The organism is Microcystis sp. M144S2, assembly GCF_020246065.1.
GTDB classification, from domain to species: domain Bacteria; phylum Cyanobacteriota; class Cyanobacteriia; order Cyanobacteriales; family Microcystaceae; genus Microcystis; species Microcystis ichthyoblabe_A.
The window spans coordinates 1-15,445 of the sequence record NZ_JADBTR010000065.1 but is presented as its reverse complement, the minus strand read 5'-3'; the positions used below and the strand labels follow the sequence as shown (position 1 = coordinate 15,445).

Genomic DNA, 15,445 nt, shown 5'->3' with positions numbered 1-15,445 from the left:
TTTTATCATATTCTTTATTGTAGAAGCTTAAGATAGTATAAAATCTACTCAACCTAATCTTAAAGTTTTATTCCTTAATTCTAAGAAGAAATCCTATGGCTTTTGGCTATGTTGCCCTAGTTCTCCACGCTCATCTCCCTTTCGTTCGCCATCCCGAAAGCGATTACGTCCTCGAAGAAGAATGGTTATACGAAGCAATCACAGAAACCTACATCCCTCTGCTGCAAGTTTTTGAAGGTCTCAAGCGGGATGGTATCGATTTTAAAATGACCATGAGCATGACTCCGCCGTTGGTGTCGATGCTGCGGGATCCGTTACTGCAAGAGCGTTATGAAGAACACTTAGGTAAGTTAGAAGAATTAATTGCTAAAGAAATCGACCATAATCAACATAATGGCCATATTCGCTACTTAGCCGAATATTACGCCGAATCTTTCCAAAGTATCCGACAAACTTGGGAAAAATACGATCGAGATCTGGTCAAGGCATTTAAACAATTCCTCGACAGTAATAACCTAGAAATTATCACCTGTGGTGCGACTCACGGTTATATGCCCCTGATGAAAATGTACCCACAAGCGGTGTGGGCGCAAATTGAGGTGGCCTGTCAACACTACGAAGAAAATTTCGGTCGTCGTCCCAAGGGCATTTGGTTGCCGGAATGTGCCTACTACGAAGGGGTAGAAAGAATGTTAGCCGATGCGGGCATTCGTTACTTCCTCGTCGATGGCCACGGTATTCTCTACGGTCGTCCTCGTCCCCGTTACGGCAGTTACGCGCCCATTTTCACGGAAACCGGGGTGGCTGCTTTCGGTCGTGATCACGAATCTTCTCAACAGGTTTGGTCTTCCCAAGTCGGTTATCCGGGGGATATAGTTTATCGGGAATTCTATAAAGATTTGGGCTGGGAAGCGGAATACGAGTATATTAAGCCCTATATCATGCCCAACGGTCAACGCAAGAATATAGGCATCAAATACCACAAAATTACTAGCCGGGACGGTGGTTTATCGGAAAAAGGGCTTTATGACCCCTACTGGGCCAAAGAAAAAGCCGCCGAACACGCGGGCAATTTTATGTATAATCGCGAGCGGCAAGTGGAGAGTTTAGCCGGAATTATGGGCCGTCCTCCCCTGGTTGTTTCTCCCTACGATGCCGAGTTATTCGGTCACTGGTGGTATGAGGGACCCTGGTTTATTGATTTTCTGTTCCGTAAGTCCTGGTATGACCAAAATATCTACCAAATGACCCATTTAGCCGATTATCTCCGGTCTAACCCCCATCAGCAGGTCTGTCGTCCTTCCCAATCTAGTTGGGGTTATAAGGGTTTCCATGAATACTGGCTAAATGAAACTAACGCTTGGATCTATCCTCACCTGCACAAAGGCACAGAACGGATGATTGAATTAAGTCATCATGAAGCGGAGGATGAATTGCAGGAACGGGCTTTAAATCAGGCGGCCCGGGAGTTATTATTAGCGCAATCTTCTGACTGGGCTTTTATTATGCGAACCGGTACAATGGTTCCCTATGCTGTCCGGCGCACTCGTTCCCACCTGCTGCGGTTAAATAAAATCTATGAAGATGTGAAATCGGAGAAGATTGACTCTGGTTGGTTGGAAAAAGTCGAGGAAATCGATAATATTTTCCCCAATATTGATTACCGTGTCTATCGACCTCTGTAATCTGGGTGAGTAGTATAGATAAAAGGGGGGGTTAGTTAATACCCCCCCGATTTGATTTTTTAGAAAGTTAAATTGGTGTGTCTTGGGCTAATTCTGAGGCTAATTTGGCCAGAATTTTGGGTTTAAGTTCCTCGAGTTTCCGTTTTAACATCCGCTTGCTAATTTGTGGGCTGCCAACCTGGGCCAATTGACTATCGGTCAGCCATTGCTGCAAAATTTGGCATTGATTGGTGGGAATATTGGCGGTGATCACATTTTCACAGATCGGGCCGCCTTCGAGGGAGAAAAATAAAATCCAGTATTGACCAGTTTCGCCAAGGGTTTTGGTCATTTTTTGACCCTGGGGGGTTTTTAAGTCCAAATAACAGGGCAACCAGCGCGGCCCCTGTTGACGATGATAGAGGACAGTAATCCAGAGAATCATCGGGTGGGGTGTGGGTAAGAAGAGAAATTGATTATAACGGACACTAGCAACCCGGACGGGGATATCTTCTCGATCCAACATTACCCATAAACTGGCAAAAACGCCGTCAGCAGCCTTGATACAGCGTGGGAAGACGATTTTTTGGCGCGGTTTATCCTCGGGCCAACTGGACTTGAGACAGATATCCTTAGTATTAGCGACAGCAAGACCGGTTCGATCTAAATCTTCAAGGGTTTTAATTTTAGTGGTGTAATCGTCGATTTTTTTGACTATTTCACCGATACGATGCAATTTATTGGGTTGATTATTTTTGACTAGGGGTTCGAGTCGTTCGAGAAGTTGTAGTATATCTGTAACACTTTGCGGTCGATCGCTGGGTGCTTTGGCTAAACAGCGCAGGATTAACTGTTCTAATTCTGGCGGTAATTGCAAGCTAGGATTAAAGGGACGGGGTTCAGCGTAGTGGTGAACCTCATACCAACCGCCAAAGGAGGAATTATCGGGAAAAAAGGGCGTTTTTCCCGTGAGCATCTCGTACATCACGATCCCGAAACTGTAGATATCGGAACGATGATCGAGTTCTTTACCTTCCATCTGTTCTGGGGAACAATAGGCTAAGGTTCCCATAAACGATTGGGTTTGGGATTCTCCCGATTGGATGAGTTTAGCGATGCCAAAATCGAGAATTTTCACCAATTCCCCTAATCCTGAGTCCTGAATGATGATAATATTGCTTGGTTTGATGTCCCGGTGAATAATTGGACAGATCTCGCCTTGGAAGATAATACCCTTATGGGCGCATTCGATGCCGAAACCAATCTGACGGGTGAGATGAAAGAAGCGCGAGAGAGGCAGCGGGTGATATTTGATGATTTCTCCTATGCTTTCCCCCTGCAAAAATTCCATGACGTAGAAGGGGACTTCCTTTTCATCTACACCATAATCACGAACTTTAACAATATGAATACTTTTTTCGCCTAAAAGTGCCGAAATAGTCGCCTCTCGCTCGAAACGCTCGCGCATTCTTTTGTTGAGGAGAGTTTGCGAGAGGAATTTCACGGCGACGGTTACGCCACCTAAGAGTTTATCTTCCGCTCGATATACTTGTCCCATGGCACCGCTGCCGATCAACTCGACCAGTTGGTATCGATTGGCAAGTAGGCGCCGATGTCTAGAATCTGCCGACATAACTAGGCTACTGTGTTAATTATAGTGAGTCTGGTGGAGAGAGTTTTTTTAAGAACTGCTGCAATCCGTGGCTGATCGAGAGGACTTAACCTTAGAATGCCCTTTTTTTAGGCTAAAAGCATGATTGTTAACATATATTTTCAGGCATTTTTAGTCCTTGCCTCTTGCCTAATTAATTTTTGGGGGTTGAAAAAAATGAAAAAACTAAGTATAAAATAGCATAAAATCTCTAGATAGACAATTTGATTGATTATTTTCGTTCTTGATTCTCCTGACTTGAAAGAGGGTGTAGGGTGTAGGGTGTGGGGAAAGAAACCTCTTTCATCTGTGGGGGTGAAAATTTTTTCATCGGGACTGACTCCTAAACAACTAGGACAGGGAACTCCCTAACCCCCCTAAAACTTTTTTGCCGAAAGTGACCGATCTGCGTAATAATTCTTTAATAAAGATTTGTAAACTTGAAAATGATTATCCTTTCGCAGTGCTAGAGATTTAATGAGACGACTAATTGCGATCGAAAAAGCTCTGCTCATCGGTCATATTGTATCGATGGCTTTTGGACTAGCGGGATTGTTGCTAGTCTTGCCCCATCCCGAATTTGTGGCCAATTTACCGGATTTTGGCAAAACCGCCTTTGCTTGGTCAATGGCCGGGGGGGGTGTGGTGTATATGGTGTTAGGAATGGCAGCCGTGGCTGTTTATGCCTATCGGACTCTAGGAGTGTGGCACTGGTTAGGATTCATGGTTCCCGCTATCAGCTTATCCCTTTGTAGCGAACTATTAGGAACCAGTACCGGCTTTCCTTTCGGTCATTATCGTTATCTTTCGGGCCTAGGTTACAAAATTGCGGGTTTAGTCCCCTTTACTATCCCCCTATCTTGGTTTTATCTCGGTTTTAGTGCCTATATCATCGCTCGTGTTGGTTTATCCACTCTTGCGATACCCCAGTGGCTACAAAATCTAGGAGCGATCGCTATCGGGGCGGTATTATTAACTTCCTGGGATTTTGTCCTAGATCCAGCCATGAGTCAAAGTACCATCCCCTTCTGGATTTGGGAACAACCGGGGGCCTTCTTTGGGATGCCCTATGAAAATTTTGCTGGTTGGTTCGGTACAGGCTGTGTTTTTATGACGGTAGCCACTTTAATCTGGCAAGTGCAACCGGTGAAACTGCCAAGTCAAGATTTAACCCTACCTTTTGTGATGTATTTGGGTAATTTTGGCTTTGCTACGGTCATGAGTATCGGTGCTGGTATTTATCCGCCGATTTTCCTAGGATTACTCACCGGTATTCTGCCTTTAATACTCCTCTATAATCGCGCCAAGGCTGTTGCTTCCGGGCAAACAGTGGCAACCAGCGAAGTAACAACCCTAAAAATCCCCGTTGTTTCGGTGAGAGGAGCCAAATAAGTTGTTAACTGAGATAATTCTCGGTGCATTCTGCCTGGGGCTACTGCTGTCTCAGGCTGTTGCCTTTTTTATCCTTCTTTCCCGTCTGCTGAAAGGGGCGCGTCGTCGTCCTCCCCTGACTCCCCAACCCCCCACCCCGGAGATGTTAGGGACGGTAAGCGTGATTGTGCCGACGTTAAACGAAGTGGCCAGGATTGACGGTTGTTTACGGGGATTGAGTCAACAGAGTTACGAAGTGCGAGAAATTCTGATTGTCGATAGCAATTCCCAAGATGGTACGCGGGAAAAAGTCAAAGAGATAGCGGCAAAAGACCCCCGCTTTCGCTTGAAAACCGATTATCCTTTGCCCCCCGATTGGGTAGGTCGTCCCTGGGCGTTACACAATGGTTTTTTGTTTAGTTCTCCTAAAAGTGACTGGATTTTGGGCATTGATGCCGATACCCAACCCCAAGCAAATTTAGTGGCTAGTTTAGTTAAAGCTGCGATCGCAGAAGGTTACGATTTAGTTTCCCTGTCGCCGCAATTTATCCTCTCCTATCCGGGAGAATGGTGGTTACAGCCGGCTTTATTGATGACTTTGCTCTATCGCTTTGATGCGGCTGGAGTGCGCGGGCAAGATCCCGAACGAGTCATGGCCAATGGTCAATGTTTTCTCTGCCGGCGGTCAGTTTTAGCGGCTTTAAACGGTTATAGCGGGGCAAAAGGTTCTTTTTGCGATGATGTCACCCTGGCCCGTCTAGCGGCAACGAAAGGCTATCGGGTGGGATTTCTCGATGGGGCGAAGTTGATTCGCGTGCGGATGTACGAAGGACTTAAGGAAACTTGGCGCGAATGGGGCAGATCCCTTGACCTCAAAGATGCCTCCTATCAGGGGCAATTATGGGGCGATTTAGCTTTATTAGCTCTTACTCAGGGATTACCGATAATTATCACCCCTTTACTGCTCACAGCTTTGATTTTTGGCTACAATTTCCTGAGTTTAAAAATTGTTTTGACTTTAAACCTGCTGCTGTTATTGATTCGTTTTGCCCTTTTATTGGCTGTCTCTCCTAGCTACTATCGCGGCGAAAAAGTCAATCTATCTTCGGGATTATTTTGGCTATCTCCCCTCGCGGATCCGCTGGCAGTTATCCGCATTTTTATCTCTGCTTTTACCCGTCCCCAAAGTTGGCGCGGTCGATTGTATTAAAAATATGGCTCTCTTAGGTTTGGTGGGTAAAATGGATTCTAAGATACAGTCCTGCTGGCGAGGGAGTGGAACGAACCACAAAGACACAGAGGACACAAAGATCGATCATATTGTAAGTTAAACTGATCACACAGAACCTAGAAGAGCCGATAAATTAGGCTTTTAGTCATCACCTAAAATCATGGCTTCCACTTCCTGTTTAGCTTTTTCTAGGTCGTCTTTGGCTTGTTGTTGGAGTTGTTTGGCTTGATTACGAATTGCGGTGATATGCTCACTAATTTCGATTTGTTTTTCAAGAGGAGGGATAGGAATTTTTAGTTGATCTAATACTTCAACATTAACACCAGATTGATTATTCCAATTTGTGCAGATTTTAAAGAAAACTTGCTGATGTTGATAAAGATTAAATATATGTGCCAAATATTGAGGGTCTATTTTATCTTTTTTAACACCAACTCTAGTTATGTGATTTGAGCAAAAATAAAAACCTTCTAAGTTAAAAAGTATTGATTTACCAACAAGCTCTTGACTATTAGTATTATTAAAAAGTATTTCATCTTTTTGCAGAATATCTTCTTTTCTTTTTAGTAGTTCAAAATGAGGAATATAAACATTTTTAGTAAAAACAAATTCTCTTGCGTTATTAATATTAGTTGGTCTTATTTGAATAATGCCTTGATCATCTTTTGATTGATCTTGCTTTCCTGATGCAAAGCCTGTTTTCATATAGGCGGTTATTCTGGAAATATAATCAAGTTTAAAAGCTGATTTTTCTAGTGATTTATAGATATTGCTGAAACAATATAGAGGATCAAACCTATCGCCTGATACCTCGCGTAAATTACGGATAAAAATTCGGTTTTTAATAGTATTTTCTTCGGGTTCAGGCAACTCAATCCCCAACTCCCCTAACAGATAATCATCAATACTATCTAGTAATCGCTGTGCTTCTAATTCTTTTTGTTTTTTAGCCGCATAAGCATTCTCCATTGCTAAGATAATTTTATTTTGTTTAGAAATAGAAAAATTAGGTATGAGAAAAGAACCTACTTCCTCAAGATTTAAATTTGCTCTTGCAACTGGTCTTTTGATTCGATCAATTACTTTTTGACCGATTGGTGTAAGCAAAAAAGCTCTGACAAATTCTGGCTTGAGATTTTGTTTTAATCTAACAGCCGCAATCGCCTGATTAATATTAGACTCTCTTGCATCTTGATAGATTCCTACTTTTCCTATCGTAGCCCCAACAATAGCGATCAAGAGATCATTTTTTTTAAGTTGTGAACCTTTCATAATGCCATTATGAATATCTGGCTTTATATATAGTAATTCGGAAAAATTAATATTACCATTTTCTAAAAAGTCACCACTTCTTATAAAAGGTATCCCTACATTCATTTCACAATAAGCATCACCTCCACTTTTCGGAGTAATTCCAGAAAATATAGATAAACTTTGATGAGCTAATTTAGTACAACCTATTTTTTGTAATTTTATTTCATTCTCTATAAATTTTGGCTCGTAAAAATGTGGATCGAGTCTTCCTTCTAATCCTTGTAAATTAACCAGAAAAATTTTATCTTTATCCACATCAAGACTTAAAAAAAAACTATCTTTTGCTGACTCTATCGACTCAATAAACCGCGCAAGCTCCCGACCAATAAAATCTAACTCATTATTATTAGTTGATTTACCCGTTGCATCATAACCAATATCTTCGGCAATCGCCATAAAAATCGGATAATCTTCGATTACCTTTTGCTTTTCCTCCGCATACTGATCACTCAAAGACTCCTTTAACGCCTCAATTTGGTCATTATATTCCGCCGTGACCGACTTTTTCCACTCCTTATAAAGCTCCGAATCCGTCAACGCTTTACCGGACAAATTTTGAGCATTATCAAAACCTCGTAACTCCTTTAAATGCCGCTTCTTATTATTTTCAATCTTATCCAATAACTTTAAATAATCATTGCCTTGCTTAATTTGATCCTGTAAAGCCAGTTTAGCCTGTTGAATACTTTCCGTTACTGCTTGCGAATGCTTCTTCAAAAATAAAACCGAACTTTTAACCCCCGCTCCCGTTGCAGAAAAAGCCGTCTGAGGCATCGAAACCACAGCCACAATGCGATATTTTTCCTCGATTCCCTCCCTGACATACTGCAAACTTGAATTAGTCAAAATACCATCAGGAACCACCATCGCTAAATAGCCACCTTCCTTTAAAAAACGATGACATTGCTCAAGAAATAAAACTTCTGTACTTTGGCTATCCCGCTCCGTTGTTCTACTTTTAGGATTTAACCAATCTACCGCCTTAATCGCAAAGCTATATTGGGATATATAAGCCTGTTCCGTTTGTTTAATAACCGAACCAAAAGGCGGATTAGTAATAACAAAATCAAAGCGATTATATGTAAAGCCTTTATTTTCTGTCCGTTTAATTAAATCTTCACTATCGCGTAAACCATCCGCTGCAATCACATTGGTATGACCATCATCATGGATAATCATATTCATTTTGGCAACCCGGGCAATCTGTTCATTAATTTCAATGCCAAACAAATTACTCTGAGCAAAATTATGCCAATGCTGATAATGTTTGTTATATTCTTTCGGATCCGTTTGATAATTGGGATAGTATTCATCAGCTTCCGTACGAACCTTCTCTAACGCATGAAGCAGAAAACCACCGCTTCCACAAGATGTGTCTAAAACAAGAGAACTCTGCTTGATGGGTAGCACATCCACAATAAACTTAACAATTGGTCGAGGTGTAAAATACTGCCCAAAATCTCCGCGAAAAAATGACCCCATAAACGTCTCAAAAGCGCGACCCTTACTATCTAAGTCTGTTTCGCCTAAATTAATACTTTCCAAATAACCCACCACCGTCCGCAACTTCTCTGGACTTAAGCGAATATCATCCTTAAAAACTTCTGCATCTGCTCGACGGCCTTCTTCATATAAAGCCTTAATGCGCTCACTTAATTGCTTATTTTCCCGTTGCTTTCTTTCCTCCTCTTTTTCATTAGCTTTAGGTGCAACACTAAAGATCTGAAAATCGTAGGGTTCCCCTACCTTGCGAGCTTTCTTTTCATCCCAAATTTTACAAAAAATTAGCTTATCTAACTCGTCAAAAGCTTCCGAGGGATTCAACTCTCCCCCTCCCCATAACGATTGATGAGCCTGCTTAAAACGACGGGTTAACTCATCCTCTGTAACTACTGTTAACTCAAATAACTTTTGTCCATTAGAAATACCACCACCTTTAGCATATTTAAAACGCGCTAATGTTTCCACTCCCGATTGTGGAATATCAGTGATAGTAATTCTTTCCTTTGGCTTTTCTGTTGGTACTTGATAATATTCATCTTTAATACCGGAAGTTATCCAAACATATTTCGCTCCTTCCGCCACCGCATAACTAAAACCCTGCTCTACTGCCTGAGTAAATTCTAATTCTGAAACCTCTTGTTTTTTACATTCAACAACGATATGAGGCGATTTATGCCCATCATCATTATAAACAATAATATCCGCTTCTTTGGTCGATGATCCCATTACTACGGGAACAAATAACCGAATCCGCTTTTGAGCATAACCATAGGTCAAAACTAATTTTAAAAAAGTCTCAGCTTGTACCTGTTCTTCATGATTGCTATAATTTCGCTTTTTATTTTGATTAATATATGTAATATATTTCTCCTCATCATCTAACTTAATTAAGCCTTTTTTTATTCCTTCTTGAATTAAACTCATAAGCGTCTGATGGCCGATTCATTGACTGAGATAAAAAAATTATAATATTAACTGGGTATTTCAGACAACCTACTGTTTAGCCGGTTAAAACTGAGGAATATAATTAAAAAGATGACGCATGACCACAAACTCCCAACAAATAACCCTGACGCTCCACCGTCCTCACCTGAGCTTGTCAACCCTTTTTAGACGAAAGACTCACCAGCAACTGCGGAAAGTGGGTATAAATATCGGGTGTATTAGGCTCCCCTAAAACACCCAGAAAAGATTTTAGGAAAAATTAACCGACGACACAGAGAATATCCGATGCGTGACTAGCGGTATTCACTTTGTCATCCACATGGCTAATTTTGCCTTCTGCATCGATGATATAGGTGACGCGCTTAGAATAGCCACCCCCATCGACGTCATAAGCTTTGGTGATAGCACCATCGGTATCTACAAGCAATTGGAAGGGTAAACTGTATTTTTCTTTAAATTGTGCATGGGAACCCTGGTCATCCCTGCTCACCCCGAAGACTACTATTTCCTTGTCTTGGTATTGTTCGTAGTTATCCCGGAAGCTTTGCGCTTGCTTGGTGCAGCCGGGGGTATCATCTTTGGGATAGAAGTATAAAACTACGACTTTACCTTGAAAATCCGACAGGGAAACGGTTTTTCCAGTATCGTCGGTGGTGGTAAAGTTCGGTGCGATTGTTCCAACGGTTAAAGCCATAACTCCGATTCCTTTACAAAAGCTAATCTATATTGATCATAAGGGATGAGGGTCAAAAACAGGGAGAGGGGAGAAGAAGTCAGAGCATTTGTACTGAATTTCCTGATCAGTTTAAATGCAGTACAACTGAGAAGACGAACAACAAACCTCTAGAATTTGTCCTAGGATAATATTTGTCAGCTAAGAGGGGGATAATATGGGGCTATTCTGGTTAAAGGTGAGAACTTTTGGGCAAAATATCTTAATCGGTTTAGTTTTAGTGCTATTAATCGGTTTTTATCACAGCATCAGCGCTAAATCTGCCTCATTAATGATTGTTTATCCTCCCGATAATCATCAAACCACGGCATCGAGAATCTTTTTTATTGGTTCTGCTCCTCCATCGGGTCAAGTTTTGCTTAATAATCAACCGATTCAACGCAGTGCTAAAGGATATTTTGCCCCTAGTTTTCCCCTAGAAGTTGGCGAAAATAATTTCACTATTCGCTATCAAAACCAAACTATTAATCGTCAAATAATTCGTCGAGATACTCAAGCAATTATTCCCCAAGGATTAGCTTTTGCTGATAACTCTCTCAGTCCTTCTGTCAATAAGACGAGGTTAGTGGGGGAATGGATTTGTTTTAGTGCGATTGCCACTCCCCAAGCTCAGGTTTCTGTGCAGTTAGGAGATAAAATCTTACCTCTTTTACCCCAAACTCAAACTACAAAACTGCCTAGTAATGCCGCAGTTTTAACTAATCTTAATCAAGCGAATTCCGAGGATAAAACTGGTTACTATCGAGGTTGTCAGCAGTTTAAGCAAGAGGCTAACTTAGGAAAACCTATTTTTACAGCACAATTAAATAATCGCTCGATTAGTCAACAAGGTCAAGGAGAAATTAACATTATTAGCGATCAAAATTTACCAGTGATTGAAATTATAGCGGTCCAAGGGGTAGCACGCACGGGGCCAGGTAGTGATTATTCCCGTTTAACTCCTTTACCCCAAGGCACAAAAGCGAGAGTCACTGGGAAAGAAGGGGATTGGTTACGGTTAGATTATGGTGGTTGGATTTTAGAGCGAGAAACCCGTTTAATAGTTAATGAAGTCCTAGATAATGCTAATATTCGCGGTCTCTCTTCTCGCAGTATCAATCAAGCAACAGAAATTATTTTTCCCCTCTCCCATCCTGTACCCATCGCCGTGAGACAAGAAGATGATAAATTTATTTTGACCCTTTATAATACTATTGCCCAAACCGATACAATTTTTCTGGGGAATAATCCTTTAATCAGACGTTTAGATTGGCGACAAATTAACCCGACTACGATAGAATACACTTTTAATCTTAATCAAAAACAACAGTGGGGTTATAGTCTTCGTTACCAGGGGACAAATTTAATCTTAACCCTGCGTCATTCCCCAGAAAAAAGTGATAATTTACAGGGCAAAGTTATTTTATTAGATCCCGGACACGGAGGTAAAGAAACCGGTGCTGTCGGTCCAACGGGTTACACGGAAAAAGAGATTAATTTAGTTATGTCTAAATTAATTAAACGGGAGTTAGAAAAATTGGGGGCAACAGTTTATTTAACCAGAGAAACGGACATCGAACTATCCCTACCAGCACGGGTAGAGATGATTAATAATCTGCAACCAACCCTAGCACTATCGGTTCACTATAATGCTTTGCCTGATGATGGAGATGCCTTAAATACTCAAGGAATCGGCATATTTTGGTATCATCCCCAGGCATCGGATCTATCGGTTTTTCTCCACGATTATTTAACCAAAAATCTTAACCGTCCTTCCTATGGAGTATTTTGGAATAATTTAGCTTTAACTCGTCCCTATAGTAGTCCTTCTTTGTTATTAGAGTTAGGATTTATGAGTAATCCTCAAGAATTTGAATGGATTACCGATACTCAGGCACAAAAACAACTAGCGCAAGTTTTAGCCGCCGGAATTAGCCAATGGTTTCAACAATCTGGGGTAATCGCTTCTAGTTAAAATTTAATGGCAAGCGGAGGGAGATAAGCTTAAGTAGCTGGTTATAATTAAATTAAAAATGGATTTTAGGTTCGATCCCCCCTGCCCCCCTTGATAAGGGGGGTGCCGATAGGCGGGGGGATCTGAAAGTTTTTAATACCCACCTACTTAAATCTTTATGAAAAACCAAGCCCTAGCTGGAAAGCCAGTGATAGGATTTGCCGGAGTCTTTATTTTAGTCTGAGGAAATTAAATCAAGTTCATGGAAAAAATGTTACCAGTGAACAGCAATCGGACAAAATAACTGCTAGATTACAAGGTATATTCCATCACTCTCTAGCAGATATTCAAACAGCGATCGCTCTGGGACAAAAATCTCTGGATTAGCCAACAACTGAAGATAGTTTACCTGAAAATTTGCCAACAGTTCACGCCCTTATAGACAACTTGATCGCTGCCCCCCTTATTAAGGGGGGATTAAGGGGGGATCAAAACCACCTTATTAAGGGGGGATCAAGGGGGGATTAAGGGGGGATCAATCGCTCACCTCAAGGTTGGGGTAGCCCAATTAAATCCCACCTCGTTATTATTCTGCTCTACCCATGACTAACTCTTTATATATCAGCACGACGGCAACGGGAAGCGGTAAAGCGTTAGTAGCTTTAGGAATTATTGACTTAATTCTCCGCAAAACTAATAAAGTTGCTTTTTTCCAGCCAATTGTTCTCGACTGCTCCGAAGGTCATCGGGACGAAGACATTGACTTAATCCTCAATTATTTTAAATTAGAACAAACCTACGAAGAAGCCTTCGGGTTATGTTACGAAGAAGTTAAGGATTTATTGGTACAACAAAAATTTGATGAAATCATTGAAAGAATTATCAAAAAGTTTAAAAACTTAGAAAATAAATATGATTTTATCCTTTGTGAAGGTTCCGATTATCTGCAAGAAAATTCCGCCTTTGAATTTGAACTAAATACAGAAATCGCCAAAAATCTCGGCCATCCCATCTTAATATTAGGTAATGCCCACAATCGCAGTATCGAAGATGCCCTTAGTCCGATCCTGATTTCCTGCGACACCTACCAGGATAAAGGTTGTACGGTGATTGGGATTATTATCAACCAAGCTGAAGAGGAAAAAATAGAGGAATTACGGAAAACCCTGACTAAAATTTTTCCTCCCCAAGAATATGCCCTAGGAGTGATTCCCCACAATGCCAAACTGAGCAGCCCGCGAGTGGCAGAAATCGCCCAACAATTGCAGGCAAAAGTTCTCTACGGACAGCAGAGATTAGATAGTTTAGCCAGTAACTTTCTGGTGGTGGCCATGCAGATGCAAAATGCCCTAGAGCGGATAAAAGAAGATAGTTTAATTATCACTCCTTGGGATCGCGGCGATGTGATTATCGGGATGTTACAGGCCCATCAATCGGCCAATTATCCCCAATTAGCCGGTATAGTCTTAACAGCAGGTCATAGTCTCAATCCTTCGATCGCCCGTTTAATTGAAGGTTTGCCCGATCCCTTGCCGATTCTCTCCGTCACCACCGATACCTACACCACGGCCGAACGCATCCACGATGTGCGGACCACCCTAACCTCGACGGACTACGATAAAATTAACCTCAGTCTGCAGCTTTTTCACAGTAACATCAATCTCGATCGCCTAGAAGCGCAAATTCGCACTTTGCGGACCCAGGGGATTACCCCGAAGATGTTCACCTATAATCTCGTACAACAGGCCAAAGCGCAAAAACGTCACATCGTTTTGGCCGAAGGGACTGAACCGCGCATCCTCCAGGCGGCCACAGTGTTAATCGAACAGGATATCGTCGATTTAACCCTCTTGGGACAACCAGACGAGATTGCAATGGTGATTAAAAAACATGGTATCACTCTCGATCTCGATCGCCTGCAAATTATTAACCCCGTGGCTAGTCCCCATTTTGAAAGCTATGTGCAGACCCTCTACGAAGCGAGAAAAGCCAAGGGAATGAATCTGGATATGGCCCGGGATTATGCACAGGATGTCTCCTATTTTGGGACTTTAATGGTGTATCAAGGCGATGCTGATGGTATGGTATCGGGGGCAGTGCATACCACTCAACACACGATTCGGCCTGCACTCCAGATTATCAAAACTAAGCCCGATTGTGCGATCGTCTCCTCGGTCTTTTTTATGTGTCTAGAGGATCGGGTCTTGGTCTATGGGGATTGTGCGGTCAATCCCGACCCCAGCGCTGAGGAATTAGCCGAAATCGCCCTATCTTCTGCTGAAACTGCCCAAAAATTCGGAATTGAACCGCGAATCGCCCTGCTTTCCTATTCTTCGGGTCAATCGGGCCAGGGAGAAGACGTGGAAAAAGTACGACAAGCGACCAAAATCGCTAGGGAAAAACGCCCCGATTTGAAGCTAGAAGGGCCGATTCAGTACGATGCGGCCGTGGATAGGGAAGTAGCCGCCCAAAAAATGCCGGGGTCAGAGGTAGCAGGCCAAGCAACGGTGTTTATTTTTCCTGACCTGAATACAGGGAATAATACTTATAAAGCCGTGCAGCGGGAAACGAAAGCTTTAGCGATTGGTCCAATCCTACAGGGATTAAAAAAACCCGTCAATGATCTCAGTCGCGGTTGTACCGTTCCCGATATTATCAATACGGTGGTAATCACGGCAATTCAATCCCAATCTTTTTGAGTTATCAGTTAGAAAACGGGTTTCTCAAAAAAACCCTTTTTCTGGAATATGCTTATACCATTTCTCTAAATGAAAACTACACATCGAATTTAAGTCACCCTTTTTAAGGGGGATTTAGGGGGATTAAACTTCTGTAGTCAGACTTTGGAGAATTGGTATTATTTCCTCCCGACCGGGCCAGAGCGGGAATCAAAACTATCTCAATGGAGCGAGATGAATCGCGACCAGAATAAAACTAACGCGGTAGCGTTTCCACTTTCGGGGAGTTTTGGTTCTCGACGTATTTTTTTAGTTGTTCGACAGTAACGTCGCCACAACTAGCCACGAAATAAGCTCCCGCCCAAAAATAGGGTTTGTTGTCGAAATACTTTGCCGCCAAATCCGGAAATTCTTGTCTAATT

Annotated in this window: 9 protein-coding genes; 5 read left to right on the top strand and 4 right to left on the bottom strand. The window is 42.0% G+C overall.

The window, feature by feature from the left end:
• The first annotated feature begins 95 nt into the window (after positions 1-95).
• Positions 96-1,685, top strand: a complete 1,590-nt coding sequence (locus tag IM462_RS08760) for a glycoside hydrolase family 57 protein (protein WP_072926856.1) — start codon at positions 96-98, stop codon at positions 1,683-1,685.
• Between the two features lie 67 nt (positions 1,686-1,752).
• Here the strand turns inward: IM462_RS08760 and IM462_RS08755 are convergent, their stop codons facing one another.
• Entirely contained in the window at positions 1,753-3,297 is a 1,545-nt protein-coding gene (locus IM462_RS08755) for a serine/threonine protein kinase (protein ID WP_287699881.1), read from the bottom strand.
• A 495-nt stretch (positions 3,298-3,792) separates the two neighbouring features.
• On the opposite strand from IM462_RS08755, the gene cruF reads away from it, so the two are divergent.
• Positions 3,793-4,707, top strand: coding sequence for a gamma-carotene 1'-hydroxylase CruF (gene cruF, locus IM462_RS08750; protein ID WP_287699880.1), 915 nt, complete (start codon positions 3,793-3,795; stop codon positions 4,705-4,707).
• Between the two features lies 1 nt (position 4,708).
• Positions 4,709-5,896: a 2'-O-glycosyltransferase CruG gene (gene cruG / locus IM462_RS08745; RefSeq protein WP_287699879.1), complete on the top strand. Its 1,188-nt coding sequence runs from the start codon at positions 4,709-4,711 to the stop codon at positions 5,894-5,896.
• 162 nt (positions 5,897-6,058) lie between these two features.
• Here the strand turns inward: cruG and IM462_RS08740 are convergent, their stop codons facing one another.
• Both IM462_RS08740 and IM462_RS08735 read right to left on the bottom strand, forming a co-directional pair.
• Positions 6,059-9,658: an N-6 DNA methylase gene (locus IM462_RS08740; protein WP_287699878.1), complete on the bottom strand. Its 3,600-nt coding sequence runs from the start codon at positions 9,656-9,658 to the stop codon at positions 6,059-6,061.
• A gap of 280 nt (positions 9,659-9,938) precedes the next feature.
• Complete coding sequence (locus IM462_RS08735; protein WP_061431517.1) at positions 9,939-10,373, bottom strand: peroxiredoxin; 435 nt, start codon at positions 10,371-10,373, stop codon at positions 9,939-9,941.
• A gap of 196 nt (positions 10,374-10,569) precedes the next feature.
• Between IM462_RS08735 and IM462_RS08730 the strand changes: the two genes are divergently transcribed.
• Complete coding sequence (locus IM462_RS08730) at positions 10,570-12,366, top strand: N-acetylmuramoyl-L-alanine amidase family protein (protein WP_287699877.1); 1,797 nt, start codon at positions 10,570-10,572, stop codon at positions 12,364-12,366.
• A gap of 581 nt (positions 12,367-12,947) precedes the next feature.
• Positions 12,948-15,044, top strand: coding sequence for a phosphate acetyltransferase (gene pta / locus IM462_RS08725; RefSeq protein WP_287699876.1), 2,097 nt, complete (start codon positions 12,948-12,950; stop codon positions 15,042-15,044).
• A 235-nt stretch (positions 15,045-15,279) separates the two neighbouring features.
• Here pta and IM462_RS08720 read toward each other — a convergent pair.
• Positions 15,280-15,445, bottom strand: a 166-nt coding sequence (locus tag IM462_RS08720; protein ID WP_287699916.1) for a transposase, incomplete at its 5' end; no start/stop codon positions are given.